The 18,663-nt window shown below is 38.4% G+C and carries 20 protein-coding genes and 3 riboswitches; of the genes, 3 read left to right on the top strand and 17 right to left on the bottom strand.

The genetic code is table 11. The annotated features are described in order from the left end of the window. Positions 1-44: 44 nt before the first annotated feature. From O3664_RS06780 to O3664_RS06770, 3 genes are read right to left on the bottom strand one after another with little or no spacing between them, the layout of a single operon-like run. Complete coding sequence (locus tag O3664_RS06780; protein ID WP_084886859.1) at positions 45-2,288, bottom strand: heavy metal translocating P-type ATPase; 2,244 nt, start codon at positions 2,286-2,288, stop codon at positions 45-47. 9 nt (positions 2,289-2,297) lie between these two features. Beyond that, complete coding sequence (locus O3664_RS06775; protein ID WP_000935077.1) at positions 2,298-2,669, bottom strand: cupredoxin domain-containing protein; 372 nt, start codon at positions 2,667-2,669, stop codon at positions 2,298-2,300. Between the two features lie 10 nt (positions 2,670-2,679). Next, a complete protein-coding gene (locus tag O3664_RS06770; protein WP_060806248.1) occupies positions 2,680-3,075 on the bottom strand; it encodes a CopY/TcrY family copper transport repressor in 396 nt (131 codons plus the stop codon). A 454-nt stretch (positions 3,076-3,529) separates the two neighbouring features. Here O3664_RS06770 and O3664_RS06765 point away from each other — a divergent pair, with 454 nt between their 5' ends. From O3664_RS06765 to thiD, 3 genes are all read left to right on the top strand, one after another. Then, entirely contained in the window at positions 3,530-5,287 is a 1,758-nt protein-coding gene (locus tag O3664_RS06765) for an ATP-dependent endonuclease (RefSeq protein ID WP_084928206.1), read from the top strand. After that, a complete protein-coding gene (locus tag O3664_RS06760; protein ID WP_084928205.1) occupies positions 5,287-6,165 on the top strand; it encodes a DNA adenine methylase in 879 nt (292 codons plus the stop codon). The genes O3664_RS06765 and O3664_RS06760 overlap by 1 nt, the downstream gene beginning before the upstream one ends. Positions 6,166-6,292: 127 nt before the next feature. Further along, positions 6,293-6,390: riboswitch (TPP riboswitch) on the top strand. Positions 6,391-6,473: 83 nt separating this feature from the next. Continuing rightward, positions 6,474-7,265, top strand: coding sequence for a bifunctional hydroxymethylpyrimidine kinase/phosphomethylpyrimidine kinase (gene thiD, locus O3664_RS06755; protein ID WP_084928204.1), 792 nt, complete (start codon positions 6,474-6,476; stop codon positions 7,263-7,265). A 159-nt stretch (positions 7,266-7,424) separates the two neighbouring features. Here thiD and thiE (O3664_RS06750) read toward each other — a convergent pair whose 3' ends face one another. The 14 genes from thiE (O3664_RS06750) to O3664_RS06685 all read right to left on the bottom strand — a co-directional run bounded on the left by thiE (O3664_RS06750) (position 7,425) and on the right by O3664_RS06685 (position 18,467). Further along, the gene (thiE, locus tag O3664_RS06750; RefSeq protein WP_084928203.1) at positions 7,425-8,057 is read right to left on the bottom strand and encodes a thiamine phosphate synthase; all 633 of its coding nucleotides are present in this window, start codon (positions 8,055-8,057) and stop codon (positions 7,425-7,427) included. Continuing rightward, the gene (locus O3664_RS06745; RefSeq protein ID WP_084928202.1) at positions 8,050-8,853 is read right to left on the bottom strand and encodes a hydroxyethylthiazole kinase; all 804 of its coding nucleotides are present in this window, start codon (positions 8,851-8,853) and stop codon (positions 8,050-8,052) included. The genes thiE (O3664_RS06750) and O3664_RS06745 overlap by 8 nt, the downstream gene beginning before the upstream one ends. Next, the gene (gene thiW, locus O3664_RS06740; RefSeq protein WP_371613810.1) at positions 8,853-9,377 is read right to left on the bottom strand and encodes an energy coupling factor transporter S component ThiW; all 525 of its coding nucleotides are present in this window, start codon (positions 9,375-9,377) and stop codon (positions 8,853-8,855) included. The genes O3664_RS06745 and thiW overlap by 1 nt, the downstream gene beginning before the upstream one ends. A gap of 4 nt (positions 9,378-9,381) precedes the next feature. After that, positions 9,382-10,074 (bottom strand): thiaminase II, encoded by a 693-nt coding sequence (gene tenA, locus O3664_RS06735; RefSeq protein WP_064276940.1) that lies wholly within the window; start codon positions 10,072-10,074, stop codon positions 9,382-9,384. 10 nt (positions 10,075-10,084) lie between these two features. Next, the gene (locus O3664_RS06730; RefSeq protein ID WP_045607217.1) at positions 10,085-10,735 is read right to left on the bottom strand and encodes an energy-coupling factor transporter transmembrane component T; all 651 of its coding nucleotides are present in this window, start codon (positions 10,733-10,735) and stop codon (positions 10,085-10,087) included. Between the two features lies 1 nt (position 10,736). Then, positions 10,737-12,122, bottom strand: coding sequence for an ATP-binding cassette domain-containing protein (locus tag O3664_RS06725; RefSeq protein ID WP_371613809.1), 1,386 nt, complete (start codon positions 12,120-12,122; stop codon positions 10,737-10,739). Next, the gene (locus O3664_RS06720; protein ID WP_000915275.1) at positions 12,123-12,683 is read right to left on the bottom strand and encodes an ECF transporter S component; all 561 of its coding nucleotides are present in this window, start codon (positions 12,681-12,683) and stop codon (positions 12,123-12,125) included. 155 nt (positions 12,684-12,838) lie between these two features. Next, positions 12,839-12,927: riboswitch (TPP riboswitch) on the bottom strand. A 210-nt stretch (positions 12,928-13,137) separates the two neighbouring features. Then, positions 13,138-13,767, bottom strand: coding sequence for a thiamine phosphate synthase (gene thiE, locus O3664_RS06715; protein WP_371613808.1), 630 nt, complete (start codon positions 13,765-13,767; stop codon positions 13,138-13,140). A 1-nt stretch (position 13,768) separates the two neighbouring features. Continuing rightward, positions 13,769-14,551: a hydroxyethylthiazole kinase gene (gene thiM / locus O3664_RS06710; protein ID WP_371613807.1), complete on the bottom strand. Its 783-nt coding sequence runs from the start codon at positions 14,549-14,551 to the stop codon at positions 13,769-13,771. Positions 14,552-14,675: 124 nt separating this feature from the next. Then, positions 14,676-15,344: a TenA family protein gene (locus O3664_RS06705; protein WP_371613806.1), complete on the bottom strand. Its 669-nt coding sequence runs from the start codon at positions 15,342-15,344 to the stop codon at positions 14,676-14,678. Between the two features lie 214 nt (positions 15,345-15,558). Beyond that, positions 15,559-15,647, bottom strand: a riboswitch (TPP riboswitch). Positions 15,648-15,795: 148 nt separating this feature from the next. Beyond that, complete coding sequence (gene lctO / locus O3664_RS06700; RefSeq protein ID WP_000120714.1) at positions 15,796-16,932, bottom strand: L-lactate oxidase; 1,137 nt, start codon at positions 16,930-16,932, stop codon at positions 15,796-15,798. A gap of 160 nt (positions 16,933-17,092) precedes the next feature. Then, entirely contained in the window at positions 17,093-17,398 is a 306-nt protein-coding gene (locus tag O3664_RS06695; RefSeq protein WP_024057746.1) for a hypothetical protein, read from the bottom strand. Between the two features lie 20 nt (positions 17,399-17,418). Further along, positions 17,419-17,733, bottom strand: a complete 315-nt coding sequence (locus tag O3664_RS06690; protein WP_002880183.1) for a hypothetical protein — start codon at positions 17,731-17,733, stop codon at positions 17,419-17,421. A gap of 173 nt (positions 17,734-17,906) precedes the next feature. Continuing rightward, positions 17,907-18,467 carry a TetR/AcrR family transcriptional regulator gene (locus tag O3664_RS06685; protein ID WP_000111607.1) on the bottom strand — a complete coding sequence of 187 codons (561 nt, stop codon included), beginning with the start codon at positions 18,465-18,467 and terminating at the stop codon, positions 17,907-17,909. Between the last annotated feature and the right edge of the window lie 196 nt (positions 18,468-18,663).

Here is an 18,663-nt window from a genome sequence, read left to right as displayed (position 1 = left end):
TGGAAGAGATTTTTGAAGAGTATAAAAAGCGAGCAAGCCCGCTTTTAGTCTATTTTACTAAAGTTTAGTAAGAGTGAACTGGTCAGAACGGATACAGAACTAAAGGCCATGGCTAGACCTGCCAGTTCTGGGTTGAGAGCCAGTCCAACACCTGAAAAGACTCCTGCTGCAATCGGAATTCCGGCGACATTGTAGATAAAGGCCCAGAAAAGATTGAGCAGAATTCGATTAAAGGTTTTCTTACTCATGTCAAAAGCACGAACCACTCCTAGGAGGTTATTAGTTGTCAACACCAAATCTGCTGACTCGATGGCAATATCTGTTCCAGCTCCCATAGCAATCCCCACATCTGCTACACTAAGGGCAGGAGCGTCATTGATACCATCCCCAACAAAGGCTACTTTGCCAGACGCTTGTAGTTTATGGATTTCATGAGCTTTTTCCTCTGGCAAGACACCTGCAATGACCTCTTCGATTCCGATCTGATCGGCAATGGCACGCGCCACACCAGCATTGTCTCCTGTCAGCATGACTGTTTTAAGACCTCGTTTTTTCAACTGACTGATGGCAAGCTTAGCATTTTCCTTAGGAATATCTTGCAGAGCAAGCAAGCCTTTGATTTCATTCTCAACAGCCAAGAACACAACTGTCTTAGCTTCTTTTTCCAGTTGTTCTAGTTTTTCCTGATAAGTGCTAGAAATATCCATGCCATCCAGCATTTTAGCATTTCCAAGCAAAACTTGTTTTCCATTGATTTGCCCTGAAACACCTTTTCCGTGCAAGGCTTGGAAATTTTCCACAGTGTGAAGCTCAAGTCCAGTTTCAGTCGCTCGCTTAACAATAGCCTCAGCCAATGGGTGTTGAGAAGCTTCTTCCAAGGAAGCTGCCAATCCAAGCACTTCTACTTCGTCGCCGATGATATCTGTGACCACAGGTTTCCCTTCCGTCAAAGTTCCTGTCTTATCAAAAACAATAGTTTGGACTTTCTGGATTTCCTGTAGAACCGTTCCATTTTTGAGGAGAACTCCCATCTTGGCACTGCGACCTGTCCCCACCATAAGGGCTGTCGGTGTTGCAAGTCCCAATGCACAAGGGCAGGCAATAATCAGAACTGCTACTCCATAGAGAAGCGAAGACACAAAGCTCGCTCCAAGCACAACTACACTATCCCTGAGCAAGACGAACCAAACCCAAAAGGTCACAATCCCTAAAATGACAACTGCTGGAACAAAAATCCCTGAAATTTTATCCGTCAAGTCCTGAATCGGCGCACGACTTGTCTGAGCTTTCTTCACAAAATCCACAATCTGAGCCAAAACAGTCTCTGAACCAACTTTTTCTGCTCTAAAAACAAGTGTTCCACTATTATTGATGGTTGAACCAATGACGGTATCTCCAACTGTCTTGTCCACAGGCAGACTCTCACCTGTCACCATAGACTCATCAATACTAGAGATACCTTCTACTACGACACCATCAACCGCAATCTTTTCACCGGGACGCACTCGAATCAGGTCACCTACCTTGACTTGCTCCAAAGGGACTTGAACATAGTTATCCTCACGCAATACTTCTGCTGTTTTAGCCTGCAAGTCAAGTAATTTCTCCACAGCTTGGGAAGTATTTTTCCGCATTTTCTCCTCAAAAACGGCCCCCATAAGAACGAAGAAGAAGATAAAGGCAGCACTTTCAAAGTAAACGGGGAGGCCAGCGAAGAGGGCAACTAAGCTATAGAAATAGGCCACTAGGGTTCCCAGAGCAACCAAGGTATCCATGTTGGCATTGTGCTTTTTAAAACTAGCCCAAGCACTTTGGATATAAGGACCACCTGCTACTAGCATAATCGGTGTTGTGGCTAAAAAGGTGCCCCAACGCATGACTTGGTGACTAATTCCTCCTGTCGACATCCCAATCATGAGGATTACAAGAGGCACAGTAAAGATACTAGTAATCCAAAAACGCTGTAAAAGTGATAGAGATTTTCGAGTCTTCTCAACAACTGTATAACTTCCCTTTTGCATCTTCATACCACAAGAAAATTCATGTTGACCTAATTCTTGAGGTGTAAAACGAATGACTTTCTCCTCGTCTACGCCGATTGGTTCCAAGATGCCTTCTTCTTCAAACAGAATTTCCTTATAACAGTTTGAAGGTGTCACACGGTGAAAGGTGATCTCAGCAGGAACTCCTTTTTGCAGTTGAATGTGGGCTGGATGGTAGCCTTTGTCTGCCGTGATACGGATTTTTTGAACACCATTTTCAAGACTTGCTTTTACAATTTCAGTCATATCATTCTCCTATTCTACAATCATCTTGCCGTGCATCATATTCATGCCACAAGAGAAACCATACTCTCCAGCCTGCTCAGGCGTGATTTCCACTACATACTCTTCACCCATTGGCAGGTCCGCATGTACACCAAAATCTGGAAAAACAATTTGGTCCAGACAGGGTGAAGGATCCTTACGGTCAAAGACAATGCGGGCTGGCACTGATTTCTTGAGGATAATCAACTCAGGCGTATAGCCCCCCATGACTTCCACTCGAATCTCTTGGTAGCCGTTTTTTTGCTGGGCCTTTTGTCCAGATTTTTCAGGCTTTTTGAAAAACCAAAACAAGATAAAGGCGATAAGGGCAATACAAACAATGGTTACAATACTATTTAACATGACGTCTCCTTTACATACAATTACATTTTACTTTTGTTACAGCGCTTGATTTCTTCTCAGAAACCACAGCTTCCAAGTCTTCCAAGTCAGCCTGAGTAAAATCACATTCGGCAATCAAGTCAGCCAACAAGTTCTTAATCCTACGAGAACAAACCTTGTCCTTGATATCTTGGACAAGTAAATCCTGACTTTGGTCCAAAGTTAAAAGGGCTGAATAGACAAAGAACTTGCCTTCCTTTTTCCGAGTCAAACACTCTTTCTCAACCAAACGAGCCAAAAGAGTTTGAATGGTTGACTTGGACCAGTCGAACCGCTCCGCCAGAACCCTGATCAAATCCGTACTAGTCTGTTCCCCTTGCATCCAAATAATCTTCATGACCTGCCATTCTGCATCTGAAATCTGCATAATCACACCTCCAAAATCTACATTTGTCAATTACAATTATCAGTATACCCTTAAAATCTACATTTGTCAACTATATAATTTTTCAAAATTAATATTTTGGTAGTTATCTAAAATAGATTGTTATCAATACCAAATGTACTAATAACAAAATTCTCAGTAAAACAACTAATCTTGTATATTATACTAGAGTAACTCAATAGGTGCGCTGTCCAGCCAAACAACATAAGAAAATAAACATGGGATAGACAAGATAAAAATATCATAAAGAGTATGGTTTAGAAGAGAGTTTCTATAGTGGATTCTCTGGTTTTGTGTTATAATTTTATTGAAAAATTTTATGTTGTAAAAGATATGTGTAAAAAATTTTTTAATTGGGTTTAACTTACTGGGTAATCTTTGATAAATCGAATTACCAATGTAAAGGGATATTATACTTAAGGAGAAATAGATTTGTATGGTAATTAGAATTAACAGCATAGAAATTGATAAGTTTAGAGGTTTTGAAGATTTTACAATGTCTTTAAATCCGAATATAACCTGTATTGCTGGACATAATGGTGTAGGTAAGTCAACAATTCTTGCAATTCTTAGTAACTGTGGTGAAATTAAAGACTATAAAACATTAAATGGGCAAAAATTTAAAGGTGAATTCAATAGAATTATAATTGGTGATAAAGATTTTGATGATAAAGAAGAGAGTACAATCAAATTCTCATTTTCTGGTCTTATTGAATCTGGGCAAACAATTGAAGAAATTTCATTTAGAAAAACTTTTCAGAAAGCAAAAAAACTGAAAGGGTATAAACGTCTTAAGAAATCTCAGAGAGATAAGATTATTGAGTTATATAATGAGGCTCAAAAAGAGAATCAGGATTTAGAAAAACTACAATCAGAATCACTATACTATTCAACTGACAAAACTGAATCCAATACGAGATTTAGATTAATTCCGAAAAAACAGGCGAATGTTAGAGAACATGAACAAAAAATTAGTTGGCCAACTCTCTACATAGGACTTTCTAGGCTATATCCAGTGGGAGAAAACGAGGAAAAAGTTGAATATAAAGAGCTAGCTAGTAAGTTTGATAATTATATCATCAGTAAACATAAAGAAATAATGTCTTCTGATGATGATTACGAAAGTCTAGAGAATACGACGATTTCTAAATTAAAGAGTAGTACATCAATTAAAACCACTCTATATCCGCCAACAGCAAATTCATCCGGTCAAGATAATTTGGGTCAGATTTTAACAGCAGTTTATTCCTTTGAAAAGTTAAAATCTGATATGGGGTCAGACTATAAAGGTGGTTTATTAGTAATTGACGAATTAGATGCAGCTTTACATCCAGCTGCACAAAATAGACTCTTAAAGTTTTTAAAAGAAAAGTCTCAAGAATTGGATTTACAGGTAGTTTTTACTACCCATAGCTTATCTTTATTAGAATATATTTCTGAAATGCGCGAAAGGGACAGTATAGTTACTACTTATTATTTAACAAAAGCTAGAGGTAAAGTTGAACATGTAAAGAACCCAACTTCTAGATATTTACGTAATGATCTTACTCAGCAAATGGAGACAGTCTCATCAAAACGTATTCCTGTTTTGACAGAGGACTCGGTTGCTAGATGGTATTTAGAAAAAATAATAGAATTTTATAATAATAAAAAAGGGGAAGTTAAAATAGACATCCAAAGATTAAATTTTATTGAAAGTGAAATAGGGTGGTCTAACATTTCGGGGCTGATTAAAAATGATTTTGCATATTATAGTAATTACATCATAGTATTTGATACCGATTTAAATGGTGACTTGGGTAAACAACTTAAAAACAATTTACAAGGTTCATTGTTTGAGAACCCAACAAGTGAAATGGATACTTATTTCATTTTACCTACAATTCCAGAATTTAAAAATTATAATATAGAACGAATGATGTGGGAATTTTTAAGCTCATTACCAGCTGATAATGAATTCTATAATACAACTTTTGCTAGAGGTATTCCTATTACTAAGCAAATTATTAAATCGAATGGAATTGAGTCTGAAAGATATACAGACTTGAAAGAAAAGAAAAAGTATAAAATGTGGTTTGAAGATTACAAACATATTATTGAAGAGTTACTCCCGTTTTATTTGAATAAAAATATTCAGTTAATAATGGATTTTGGTGGTAGAATTGAAAGATACTACAAAAATTTGGTGAAGTGATGAAAAAAAGTTATTCTCCTCTAAGATATCCTGGAGGAAAAAGTAAAATTTACAATTACATTCAACACTTGATTAGTATAAATAATTGCAAAACTTATATTGAACCTTATGCTGGCGGTGCTGGAGTTGCTCTTAGTTTAATAATCAATGGTGATGTTGAAAAAATTATGATAAATGATTATGACAAATCAATATATGCATTTTGGTACTCTGTTTTAAATTATACCGATGATTTAATTCAAATGATTATTGATACAGATATAACTATAGAAGAATGGTATCATCAAAAAGAAGTTCAGTTATCAAAAAATAATACTACCAATTTGCTAGAATTAGGATTTTCAACTCTTTTTTTAAACAGAGTAAATAGATCGGGAATAATTAAAGGAGGCGTAATTGGCGGCAAAGAACAAACTGGTCCTTATAAAATGGATTGCAGGTTCAATAAAATAGATATTATAAATCGAATTCAGCTTATTTCAAAGTTTAAGAATAAAATAAAAGTGTACAATCTTGATGCCGAGTACTTTGTAAAACAATCTATTTCCAAGACAAAAAACTCATTTACGTTCTTTGATCCACCCTATTATGAAAAAGGACCCGCGCTGTATACGAATTACTATGAACATGACGACCATGTAAATTTGAAAGAAGCAATAAAAAAGCATATGAAAGAAAAGAATTGGATTATAACATATGACAATAATGAAAATATTAGTAAAATGTATTCCCACTATTATAAAGAACGATACTATCTAAATTACTCAGTAACTAAGCCAAGTAAAGGAATTGAATATATAATATTTTCTGATAATACATTGTCAGGTGATATAACATCATATTTATCAGTAGTTGAATTAGAAATCGTAAAATTTTAACGAAAGATATATCTTGTTTAGATTTCCGTAACCAACAGAAAATTGAATTTTAACCATATGATACAGGATTTCCAGTCAAATATTACTATATAAACAATAAAAATATGCTATACTAAAGAAAAAAGAAAACAACCACTAGGGGTGCGTAAAGCTGAGATTAACAACTGTTAGACCCTTTGACTCAATCTAGGTAATGCTAGCTGATGGAAGTGGAAATGATAATGGGGACTAGCAGTCTTCTATTGCCTTTCTAAAACAGACTAGCTTGTTCTTAAGAATACAAACTTCAGTTGGTTGGGAGGTTTTAGATGACTTATTTACCCGTTGCTTTGACCATTGCAGGGACTGACCCTAGTGGTGGTGCTGGCATTATGGCTGATTTAAAGTCATTCCAAGCTAGAGATGTCTATGGAATGGCTGTTGTGACCAGTCTTGTCGCTCAAAATACCCGAGGCGTTCAATTGATCGAGCACGTTTCTCCTCAAATGTTGAAAGCTCAATTGGAGAGTGTCTTTTCGGATATCCCACCTCAGGCTGTAAAAACTGGGATGTTGGCAACTACTGAAATCATGGAAATCATCCAACCCTATCTTAAAAAGTTGGACTGTCCCTATGTTCTTGACCCTGTTATGGTCGCTACTAGTGGAGACACTCTGATTGATACCAGTGCCAGAACCTACCTAAAAACAAACCTACTTCCCCTTGCAAGTATTATCACACCCAATCTTCCTGAGGCAGAAGAAATTGTTGGTTTTTCAATCCATGATCCTGAAGACATGGAGCGTGCTGGTCGCCTGATTTTAAAAGAATTTGGTCCTCAGTCTGTGGTCATCAAAGGTGGCCATCTCGAAGGCGGTGCCAAAGACTTCCTCTTTACCAAGGATGACCAATTTGTCTGGGAAAGCCCAAGAATTCAAACCTGTCACACCCATGGTACTGGGTGTACCTTTGCTGCAGTGATTACCGCTGAACTAGCAAAGGGGAAAACCCTCTATCAAGCAGTCGATAAAGCCAAGGCCTTTATCACGAAAGCTATCCAAGATGCTCCTCAACTCGGTCATGGTTCTGGCCCAGTAAACCATACAAGTTTTAAAGATTAAAAAAACTCTCTAGTTCCCACTTTAAGGGAATTAGAGAGTTTTTATACTCTTCGAAAATCTCTTCAAACGACGTCAGCTTTATCTACAACCTCAAAGCTGTTCTTTGAGCAACCTGCAACTAGCTTCCTAGTTTGCTCTTTGATTTTCATTGAGTATTAATTAGAAAATAATATCATCCAACTTTGTTAAAAAGGCTTGCGTTTTTGCCTCTATATCTTCTGCCTGCATCAGATCGCGTACAACTGCTACACCAGCTATACCTGTGCCGATAAGTTGGTCAATATTCTCTGATGTCAAGCCGCCAATAGCAACTACTGGAATGGCGACCCTTTGGCAAATTGTTTTCAAGGTTGAAATCAGGGTAATAGGCGCATTTTCCTTGGTCGTAGTCGGGAAAATGGCTCCTGTCCCCAAGTAATTCGCCCCTCCTTCTTCTGCCTCTAGGGCTCTTTTTACAGTTTTAGCTGTGACACCGAGGATTTTTTCAGGGCCCAAGACTTGTCTGGCAACCGAAACTGGTAGCTCATCGTCTCCGATATGCAGACCAGCAGCATCAACCGCAAGACAAACATCCAAGCGATCATCGATGATCAAGGGTACCTGATAGGCATCTGTTATTTCCTTGACTTGTTTTGCCAGTTGATAATATTGATTGGTTGTGAGATTTTTTTCTCGTAATTGGACTATGGTAACCCCTGAACGGCAAGCCGTCTCAACCTTTTCAAGAAAGCTTTCCAAGGAATCTTGGTAGCGATTGGTTACTAGATAGAGTCTAAGCGCCTTTCTATTCATAAACATCTCCTTTGATAGCATCTAGCCAGTTTTCATCTCTTTTGAGGAGCGAAAGCTGATTGAGAACTTGGTAACGAAAATCTTCCAATCCCATTCCTTGGACAACTATTCTCTCAGCAGAGATATTAAGATAAGAGACCGCTAGACACGAAGCTTCAAAACAAGTCATTCCTTGGCTGAGAAAAACGGCTGTCAAAGCTCCAACCAAATCTCCTGTCCCTGTTATCCAGTCTAATTCTGCACAGCCATTCTCCAATACAGCAACTTGATTCTTCGAAACGATGAGGTCCTTGGGGCCTGTGACTAAGAATGACATACCAGGATAGGTTTGACACCAGTCTTTCAAGACTTGAAGTAAATCCTCAGTTTCTTGGTCTTTAGCACTCGCATCGACCCCAACCCCGTGGTGTTTTAAGCCAACAAGACTTCGAATTTCCGACATATTTCCTTTAAGGACTGTAGGTCTATAGTCTAAAAGGTCTCTGACTAGTCCCTTACGAATGGGCGACGCTGTTACGCCAACCGCATCTACTATCATCGGGAGAGAAACTTGAGCTGCATAAGAAGCTGCTATACGGATTGCTTTTTCCTTCTCAGCTGACAAATGCCCCAAATTGATGAAGAGTGCCTGGCTTTGCTTAGTAAAATCAAGAACCTCACGGGAATCATCTGCCATAACTGGTTTACATCCCAAAGCCAAAATCCCATTTGCTAGCATCTCACAAGAAATCTCATTGGTAATACAGTGAATTAGGGAACTATAGCCTATAGGAAAAGGATTTGTCAATTCCTGCATCAGTTTATCCTTTCATCAAAGAAATATCCCTGCACTTTTTTAAAGAATTCCTGCTTGATTAAAAATCGAAAGGCAATAAAGGAAATCGCTGTACCAATCAAGGTTGCTCCGAAAAATCGAGGAGTGTAGATAAACCAGCTGAGTTTAGCAGCCGATCCTGTAAAAAGTACCATAACAGGATAGGAAACAATAGAACCAATAATACCTGTTCCCAAAATTTCTCCCAAGGCAGAAAAGTAAAATTTTCGACCATACTTATAAAAGAGACCTGCTAGAAGGGCTCCAAAAGTCGCTCCTGTGAGAGCTAAAGGTGGAATCCCTTGAGTCGTCATACGGATAAAGGCTGTCACTGTAGCCATAACCAAGGCATAAACAGGTCCCATCATGATTCCTGCTAGAATATTGACTACACTGGACATCGGTGCCATTCCCTCAATCCGAAAGATAGGCGTAAGGACTACATCAAGGGCAATCATCATGGATAAAATGGTTAATTTGTGAACTTGTAATTGGTGGTTTCTCATGTTACTATTCTTCTCCTGTTTTTAAAGACTGTAAATCGCTCTTCCATGTCTGATGTTGGTAGGCCATTTCCCAAAACTTGGCTTCCATGTGAACACTGATGTGGAAGGCATCTAGCATTTTTTTCTTGTCTGTCTCGTCACTTTCTCGATAGAGTTGATTGACCAGCGCCTCTTCCTCTCTGATCTGTTGCTCTAACTCATCCGTAATATAAGTTTCAATCCATTGTTGGTAGAGAGGATTTGGTGATGGTTTAAGATTAAGTGATTTGCCTATATCATGATATAGCCAAGGACAAGGCAGCAAGCTCGCAAAAGCGATGGCTAGATTTGCTTCTTCAAATTGACGATAAATGTGCGAAATGTAATGATAGCAGGTTGGAGCGATTGGATGTTGCTCCATTTCCTGGTCGCTGATTTCCAATTCCTTGAAAAATTGTTGGCGGATAAATAACTCACCTTCCACTAGACTCTGAGCATTTTGTTTCAAGAGTCTTCTCATTTCCTCATTCAAAGTCTTATCAGCCAAGAGGTGATAGGCTTCTGAGAAGGCCTTCAAATAGTAGGCATCCTGAATCAAGTAATAGCGAAAGATGGACGGGTCTAAATTTCCCTCTTGCAACTGTAAAACAAAGGGGTGATGAAAGGAAGCCTGCCAAGCTTCCTTGGATAATTCCATCGCAATATCTGTAAATTCCATAATAACTCCTTTATAAAAATAGACTGGTTTGAAGCAATAAAAAGAAAAGCAAGTAGATGAATATTGTCCTTTGAGGAATATAAAAAGTCCGATAGCTATTCTCCACCTGTGCATGCTCGTCATATCCATGCGCCGATAAAGCTCTCAGGTAAAGATGGCGCCACCTAAAGACTGTCATCAGAACCTTGCTGTAAATCAAGGGCGACCAAAAATGTAGTTCTTGACCGCGTAATAGGCAAGCTTCCTTGAGAGATTTGATTTCTTGCTGAATGAGGGGGAAGGAATTGAATACCACAATCAAGGCATAGGACCAAGAGCGTGATAACCCCTTTTGAGCCAAGTACAAGAGAAGCTCTTTTAGGGAAATAGAGGAAACAAAGACAAGACCAATACAAACGGTCACAAAAGCCCTCGTTCCAAGCATGACTGCCTGCGAAGCATCTCCATGTAACTGAACTGCCCAGTAGTTGGCCAAGGATGGCAAAATGGCGAGCAGAATCATCCAAGCCAATACTTTAAATCGCCGGTAATAGAGCATAAAGAGAATACAAAATGCGACTACCGAAAGATTCAGAGCAATCGAAGGAATGAAAGATGTTTCCAAGGATAAAATCAGCAAGAAAAGACTAATAATCGGTGTCTGGGTTGCTACTTTGACCATACTATCTCACCTCCCCTTGAGTATTGCTACTCTGAGATGTGAGTGGTTTGGTAATTGTCACTTCTTTCACATGACCGAGCCCCTGACTAGTCATCTCAATCCAATAATCAACCACAGAGATCAAGGGATCTAAACGATGGCTAATGATCAGAAAACTTCTTCCTTGATTTCTCTCCTCCACAATCCACTGACAAAAATAATGGCAGGCTCTATCATCCAAACCTGCAAAAGGTTCATCTAGCAAGATCACAGAAGCCTTACTAGTCAAGATGGTCAAGAGCTGAAGAATCTTTTGCTGACCACCACTTAATTGATAGGGACTCTTATCAAGCGCCTGCTCCAGATCAAAATACCGTAAAGCTTGGAGAATCTGCTGATTTCTTTCAGAATCAGGTCCATCTAATTGAAGCTCTTCTCGCAGACTGACTCTGATAAACTGCTTCTCAGCTTCCTGAACAACACCCGTCAGGTCACGATACAAACTCTTTTTCTTTTTTAGAACCGAACCCTTCCAAGTAATGCGCCCCTTATACTGTTGAAATTGAAGAATAGACCGAAAGAGGGTTGATTTCCCGACACCATTGTCACCCAAAATACAGGAAATTCCTTGGTAGAATGTAAAATCCGCAATTGAAAAGAGGGAGCGCTTATCCAGCACACAAGTCGTTCGATCCATTTGGAATAGTTCTGGGCTAGAAGCAACCTCCTTTGAAGCAACCTGTGTCATCTCAGAGGCAGGGAGTTGATTTATTTCCCTTAGTTGTCCGTCTCTTAGCTCCACCATATGGTCGATATAGGCTTCATAATCAGATAAATCATGGTCGCACAAAATAACTGTCTTCCCATCAGAGACCAACTCTTTTAGAATCTCCAATATCTCTATCCTACTCTTGCGGTCAATGGAAGCAAAAGGCTCATCCAAGAGATAGACCCTAGGATTCATAGCAAAGAGAACAGCCAAAGCAGCCTTTTGCTTTTCACCACCTGATAAGTGATGAATTGGACGGTGCAAGATTTTCTCACAGCGACATTGCTGGACAACATCTGCTATTTTAGAATCAATTTCCTGAACGGGATGCCCAATATTTTCCAAGGTAAAAATTAGCTCCTCAAACAAGTTCTCCATGGTAAATTGATGATTGGGATTTTGAAAGAGGATACCAACCGTCTGGAAACGTTCGATGATAGAAAGCTGACTGACCTCGCTCCCATTTATCAGGACTTGACCGCTATAGGGAAGAGAACTGACTTGGGCAATCATTTGAAAGAGACTAGATTTTCCTGAACCGCTGCTTCCAACTAACAAGGTAAAGGCTTGCGCATGAAAAGTAAAATCAATCGGCTCAGAGAAGATTGGGGACTGAATCGCTCGTAGTTCCAGCCCCATCTATGCCTTGCCTCCAGCTGCAAACTGATGATAAAGTTTGACAATTGCACGAACCAAGATAGTACAGAAGAAAAAGACGGAAATAAAACGTACTACAAGCAAAGAAAGGACAAAAGGAAGGGAGAAGGCATAGTAACCTAACTTAATGTATTCATAGACAAAGCTAACAAGCGTAATCCCAATACTATTGGCAGTTAGAGAGAGCCAACTTTCATAGCGATTCTTGGTTACGATAAAACCAAGTTCACTTCCCAAACCTTGAACCAAGCCAGACAAAAGGGCACCTAGACCGAATTGGCTACCATAAAGGACTTCAGCAAGCGCAGCTAGCACTTCTCCAATCGTTGCACTTCCCACTCTTGGAACAAAAATGGCAGCAATAGGCGCAGCCATACACCAGAGACCAAAGAGGATTTCATTGGCAAAGGCCTGTAAACCAAGAGGTGCTAAAATCAGAGTGAGAATATCAAACAGATAGCCTGACCCCACAAAAACGCCACCAAAAAAGATAGACAAGAAAGCAAGTAAGATAACATCTTTTAACTGCCATTTTTTCAACATAAAAAACTCCTTTTTTAAAGAAAAGTGGGGTATTCAAGGTGAGCTACCTAAATGCTTTGTATCATCTTCATCCAGTTTCGTAAAAGAAAAAACTCTAATTACAGATAGGAATTAGAGTTCAGCTTACAAGATTAGATGGTTAGTTTCTATAAATACAAAACCATTTCACATTTCCCTTCGCCAGTCTTAACTGTATCAGGTTCAATGGGTATCATCTCAGCCTAAAGCACCCCAAATGTCTTTATTATTTAATTATATAAATATTATAACAAACGATTTATTCTAGTTCAAGAAATTGAACTGGGAAACACACTCTTGCACTCACAAAGATAGCAAGTCTTTCTTTTACAAAAACCAAATGTCTTGTTTGATAGATTAGCTATTTAAACTGAATCTGGACATATCTTTTTAGAAAAGGAAAACTTCCACTTACTTAGAATCCAAGGATAGATACCTATTGTTCACTCATTTCTCGAACAGTTTTTTCTATATTTTTTGCATACGATATTGCTGAAATGATTGAAACACCATCCATATTAGCCTTCATAATGTCTTTAATATGTTGCGTCTGTATCCCACCAATTGCAACTAAGGGCATTTGTGGCAATAGTTTTCTCATCAATTTAAGACCTTCATAACCTATAGCACCACCAGCATCGTCCTTTGACTGGGTATCAAATACAGGACCAACACCAACATAATCTACATATTCAACTTTTGATTGTTGAAATTCTTCCTCGTTTTTTATAGAAAGACCAATTATTTTATCTGGCATCAATTTTCTAATTTCATCAACTCCAAGGTCATCCTGTCCTACATGTACGCCATCAGCGTCAATTTCCATCGCCAAATCAATATCATCATTAACAACAAACGGAACATTGTATTTTTTACAAAGATCCTGTAGTTTAATTGCTAATTCGACTTTTTCTTTACCTTCTAATGCTCCCTCCCCTTTTTCACGGAATTGAAATAAGGTTATACCACCTTTTAAGGCTTCCTCAACGACCGTATATAGATCTTTTCCTTGGCAAGTAGTCGTTCCACAAATAAAATATAGTTTTAGTAATTCTTTATGAAACATTTTACTTCACTCTTTTGAATTTCTTTACATCTTCATCTGTAATCTCGTATAAGGCATTTATAAATTCAACTTTAAATGTTCCAGGAAGATGTCCATTTGGACGTTTTTCTGCCATTTCTCCAGCGATATTGTAAACCAACATTGCTGTTTCTAATGATTTCAATTCTTGACCTTTTTCTAGTCCGATAAAGCTTGCTACCACTGCCCCTAATAAACATCCAGTTCCAATAACTTTTGGCATCATGGCACTACCATTATGAATCGTTACCACTTCTCCATTTACCGCAATGGCATCCACTTCACCTGTTACTACTATTGGAATATTGAACTTTTTATTTGCTGCTAGAGCAATTTCATCAATATTATCTACGCCTGCACTATCTACTCCTTTAGATGCCACATTTATTCCTACTAAAGAGGCAATCTCGCCAGCATTTCCCCTAATCGCTGCCAGTTTGTAATTATTGATTAGATCATCTGCTACTTTTTTTCTATATTCTCCTGCTCCACAGGCTACAGGATCTAAAACTGCTGGGACATTATATTTCTCTGCAATTTTCAGAGCAGCTTGGTATAATTTCCAATTTTCATCTGTCAATGTTCCTATGTTTATTAATAAACCTCCAGCATACTTTAACAAATCCTCTAAATCTGCAGGAAACTCACTCATGGCTGGTGACGCACCCAGTGCTACTAATCCATTTGCTGTGAAATTTTTTACTACATCATTGGTTATGCAAATGACCAAAGGTGCTTTTTCTTTTAATAATTTTAAACTTGTCATGTCGTTTATTTTCCTTCTTCCTTTCTATTTTTGACGGATTCGCCTTCATTCCCTCTATACCAATATAAAATAGCTAAGCTAGTTTTTTTATATGGAAACAAGAATCTGATCTTCATTCATTTTCCTATAAATCATAACCAATATCAAAAAAGGCTAATTCTAAAGCGACTGCTTGATTCCAGCGTTGCTGAAGTTCTGTCAAATCTTCTCGACCTTTTCCGACACGATTGAGTTCGTCAACCAGAAATTGAACCCACTCTGCAAAGAAAGGACCTCTATGGAGATTGATCCATTCCGAATGAATATAGGCTTCAGGTAGAGCCGAATCTTTAGAACCCCAGTCTAAATAGAGACCTTCTGCAATGACCAGCATGACCAAAAGATGGGCATAGTCTGATGAAGACACAGCAGAATACATAAGCTCCTGAAAGGCTTTTGTTACAGGATGCAAGGTCACTTCCAGATAGTCATTCTCAGATACTTTTAACTCTTTGAAAGCCTTTTGGAAATAACCATCTTCATCTGCTTCAAGAAAGCCTAGTTGCTTGGCAAAACGAAGCTTGGATTCAAGCTGGTCTGCGTGGGCTACGCAAGCACCCAGCATGGATAAGAAGGCATCAAAGAAGTGATAATCTTGAATCAGGTATTCTTTTAAGACCTTATTCTCAATTGTCCCCGCAAAAAGTTCCTGAACAAAACGATGATTGATTGCATCCTGCCAATCCTTCTGACTGCTTTTTAATAATTCTCCAACGGTCAAACCTGGCTCAAATGCATAGTCTTGTGTTTCCATATTTATTTTTCCTTTCTTTACTCGTTCGTAATCAACAAAACATCAAGAAAATCCTAGTTTTACTTGACCTTTTTAAAGAAAATCAAGGGCATACAAGGTGAGCTACCTAAATGCTTTGTATCATCTTCATCCAGTTTCGTAAAAGAAAAAACTCTAATTACAGATAGGAATTAGAGTTCAGCTTACAAGATTAGATGGTTAGTTTCTATAAATACAAAACCATTTCACATTTCCCTTCGCCAGTCTTAACTGTATCAGGTTCAATGGGTATCATCTCAGCCTAAAGCACCCCAAATGTCTTTATTATTTAATTACTGCACCAGTATAGCAAAAAATGAAAGCCCTAGCAAGATTTTTGATTAGAAAATATATTTATATAGATTTCAATGGTGATTTATTCTTCCTATAGACGAAGAAAAACCTCCACATCAAGTGGAGGCAATCTCTTTTATCAATACAATTTTAAGTCGCGTGGGTCAACTGGGAAGGTTGGGTTGTATGGGTTATGACGAAGTTTAAAGTGTTTAACATCTTCAATAGTCTGAGTTCCAGACAACTGCATGACTGTCTTCAATTCCGCATTCAAGTGTTCAAAGACTTGACGCACACCAACACTACCGCCGAGAGCCAAGCCATAGATAACCGGGCGGCCAATAGCTACCAAGTCTGCTCCTGAAGCCAAGGCTTTAAAGACGTGTTGGCCACGACGAATACCAGAGTCAAAGACAATTGGTACGCGTTTGTCAACTGCTTCTGCTACTTCTTGAAGTGAGTCAAAGGCAGCTGGCCCACCGTCGATTTGACGGCCACCATGGTTGGTTACCCAGATACCAGAAGCTCCAGCAGCAAGCGAACGTTCAACGTCCTCACGGCATTGTGGCCCCTTGACATAAACAGGAAGTCCTGAGTATTCAGCGATAAATTCTACATCTCGTGGAGATAGGCGCTGTTTAGCTGATTTGTAAACAAAGTCCATTGATTTACCAGCACCTTCTGGCAGGTATTCTTCAACAATCGGCATACCAACTGGGAAGACAAAACCATTACGCTTATCAACCTCACGATTGCCCCCTACCGTAGCATCTGCAGTCAAGACAATCGCTTTGTAGCCTTCAGCCTTCACACGGTCCATAATGTGGCGGTTGATTCCATCATCTTTACTAAAGTAAAATTGGAACCAGTGAGGTGTCCCTTGAAGGGCTTCTGTAATTTCTGGAAGGTCTACAGTAGAGTAAGAGCTAGTTGTGTAAAGAGAACCAAACTCATGCACACCACGCGCAGTCGCCACTTCACCCTGTTCGTTTGCTAATTTATGAGCTGCAACAGGCGCCATAATGATTGGTGAAGACAATTTTTCACCTGCAAATTCAATCTCTGTACTTGGATTTTCAACATCACAAAGCGTATGCGGAACGATGAGTTTGTGGTTAAAGGCACGAATATTCTCACGTAAAGTGAAAGTATCTTCCGCCCCACTAGCGATATAGCCAAATGCTGCTTTAGGAATAACTTGTTGCGCCATTGGCTCCAAATCATAGGTATTGATGAAATCTACATGACCTTCTGCATTGCTTGTTTTGTATGACATAAAATGCCCTCCTTAATAAGTAAGCGTTTACTTTGTATATTACAAAAAATATTCTAACTCTTTTTTCAAAATTTTTCAAATATTTTGTTTGGAAATTTCATACTTTCAATCATTTTACAGCGATAATTAAAAATGATGAACTTTCTTAAGTTATGGAAATTCAAATAATCTTTTCATTTTCTAATACTTTATCATCAAATTGTTCAGCTAGTATAGTTGCTGAGTGATAAAGTTCCTTTGCTTTATTTTTATCATTTTCAAAATAAAGATAGCACTTAGCTTCAAATACTGAAATTCCAGGTTTATAGACTTGCAACGTTGTTACTGATAAAATTTCATTCATCTTTTTTACTAGAGATATCATATGTTTATAGTCATTATGAACAACATAAACAACCGCTATGGCACAAAGAACTGATAGTAGCTCTACATTATACATTTCATTACTAACTAATTGCTGTTTCAACAACTTAATCCGAAAATCATCTAATGCTCTCTTCTATAAATCAAGTCTTGACATTGCATAGCAAAATAATCAATTAATAGTAAATCATTGAATGTGTAAACTTGCTTTAGTGTTACTTGCTTAAAATAATCATCAAAAATATCTTCAGCGAAACTACCTGTCCCTGTTCTTATCAAGTCTAATATTCTTTCAATCAAGTCTAGACTCAGCAACTCTTCCTCAGGAAGAGCTAGTTCTTTATTTTCAAGAAAAGTATCTATCGGAACTTCTAATCGCTTAGATAAATATTGTAACTTAGTAATTGTTGGCAAGGATTGCCCAAGCTCAGTACGCATCAGCTGTTTGATTATTAAGTCAGCTTCTGTCCACAGACCTCTTCTCTCATCAATTTGTGACGTTCACGTTCCTGTCTTACTCTATGACCAATTTCAGTTTTAATATCTGTTGTCATTCTTACCTCTTAACCACAATCCATAAATTAACATACTTTTAATTCTTCGGCTAAAAATTAACAATAATTCTTTTTCAAATCCGTCATATTATTTTCTAAAACTTGGATGTCTTGGCTGACTTTGAGAATGACAATGCTGCCTTGAATACTGGAGATGACTTGACGGGCCTGCAACTGCGCCCGCTCTTCTGACCAGTCAGCATGCAGGTCTTGCAAGAGGCTGGCTAACTTCTCTGTCCATTGGGTCATAAAATCATTGAGAGGACAGCGGAAGTTCTCATCTTCTGTGGACAATTCCACAATCAGATTACCAATTGGGCAACCATAAAAGACCGTCTGACTTTCATGAAATTGACAAACCCAGTCAATCATATCCGAAAACTTGTCACTGTCAGACTTGTCTGCTTCAAAAATATCTTCAAAAAGCTCTTTTCGCCAATTTGCTAAAATATCTTGAATGACCGTCAAACCAATTTCCTTCTTAGATTTGAAATAATAATAAAGCTGTCCCTTGCCAACATCAGCTGCCTCCATGATGTCACTGATGGAGGTGGCCACATAACCCTTCTGATAAATCAATTCCTCAGCACTTTGTAAAATACGCTCTTTAACGCTCATCTACTCACCTCTCTTTTTTCCTATTATAGCAGATTCAGAGTCTGAGACCAAACAATTGAAACCACCTCCTTTTGCCACTGTTTTATCATTAAAATTTTTTGTTCTGAGCAAATTAATTTACAAATTCAATTTTAGATGTTATTATAATTGTACCGAACGGTCAGTATGTAACTAAAACTACCATTTGGAAAATCAT

This window comes from Streptococcus sp. 27098_8_109, assembly GCF_041432295.1.
In the GTDB taxonomy this organism is placed as follows: Bacteria; Bacillota; Bacilli; order Lactobacillales; family Streptococcaceae; genus Streptococcus.
This window is presented reverse-complemented; position numbering and strand designations above follow the sequence as displayed.

Bases quoted from the DNA above. Each gene is read 5' to 3' on its own strand.
- O3664_RS06780 (WP_084886859.1), bottom strand. From the start codon at position 2,288: ATGACTGAAATTGTAAAAGCAAGTCTTGAAAATGGTGTTCAAAAAATC.
- O3664_RS06775 (WP_000935077.1), bottom strand. From the start codon at position 2,669: ATGTTAAATAGTATTGTAACCATTGTTTGTATTGCCCTTATCGCCTTT.
- O3664_RS06770 (WP_060806248.1), bottom strand. From the start codon at position 3,075: ATGCAGATTTCAGATGCAGAATGGCAGGTCATGAAGATTATTTGGATG.
- O3664_RS06765 (WP_084928206.1), top strand. From the start codon at position 3,530: ATGGTAATTAGAATTAACAGCATAGAAATTGATAAGTTTAGAGGTTTT.
- O3664_RS06760 (WP_084928205.1), top strand. From the start codon at position 5,287: ATGAAAAAAAGTTATTCTCCTCTAAGATATCCTGGAGGAAAAAGTAAA.
- thiD (WP_084928204.1), top strand. From the start codon at position 6,474: ATGACTTATTTACCCGTTGCTTTGACCATTGCAGGGACTGACCCTAGT.
- thiE (WP_084928203.1), bottom strand. From the start codon at position 8,057: ATGAATAGAAAGGCGCTTAGACTCTATCTAGTAACCAATCGCTACCAA.
- O3664_RS06745 (WP_084928202.1), bottom strand. From the start codon at position 8,853: ATGCAGGAATTGACAAATCCTTTTCCTATAGGCTATAGTTCCCTAATT.
- thiW (WP_371613810.1), bottom strand. From the start codon at position 9,377: ATGAGAAACCACCAATTACAAGTTCACAAATTAACCATTTTATCCATG.
- tenA (WP_064276940.1), bottom strand. From the start codon at position 10,074: ATGGAATTTACAGATATTGCGATGGAATTATCCAAGGAAGCTTGGCAG.
- O3664_RS06730 (WP_045607217.1), bottom strand. From the start codon at position 10,735: ATGGTCAAAGTAGCAACCCAGACACCGATTATTAGTCTTTTCTTGCTG.
- O3664_RS06725 (WP_371613809.1), bottom strand. From the start codon at position 12,122: ATGGGGCTGGAACTACGAGCGATTCAGTCCCCAATCTTCTCTGAGCCG.
- O3664_RS06720 (WP_000915275.1), bottom strand. From the start codon at position 12,683: ATGTTGAAAAAATGGCAGTTAAAAGATGTTATCTTACTTGCTTTCTTG.
- thiE (WP_371613808.1), bottom strand. From the start codon at position 13,767: ATGTTTCATAAAGAATTACTAAAACTATATTTTATTTGTGGAACGACT.
- thiM (WP_371613807.1), bottom strand. From the start codon at position 14,551: ATGACAAGTTTAAAATTATTAAAAGAAAAAGCACCTTTGGTCATTTGC.
- O3664_RS06705 (WP_371613806.1), bottom strand. From the start codon at position 15,344: ATGGAAACACAAGACTATGCATTTGAGCCAGGTTTGACCGTTGGAGAA.
- lctO (WP_000120714.1), bottom strand. From the start codon at position 16,932: ATGTCATACAAAACAAGCAATGCAGAAGGTCATGTAGATTTCATCAAT.
- O3664_RS06690 (WP_002880183.1), bottom strand. From the start codon at position 17,733: ATGCGTACTGAGCTTGGGCAATCCTTGCCAACAATTACTAAGTTACAA.
- O3664_RS06685 (WP_000111607.1), bottom strand. From the start codon at position 18,467: ATGAGCGTTAAAGAGCGTATTTTACAAAGTGCTGAGGAATTGATTTAT.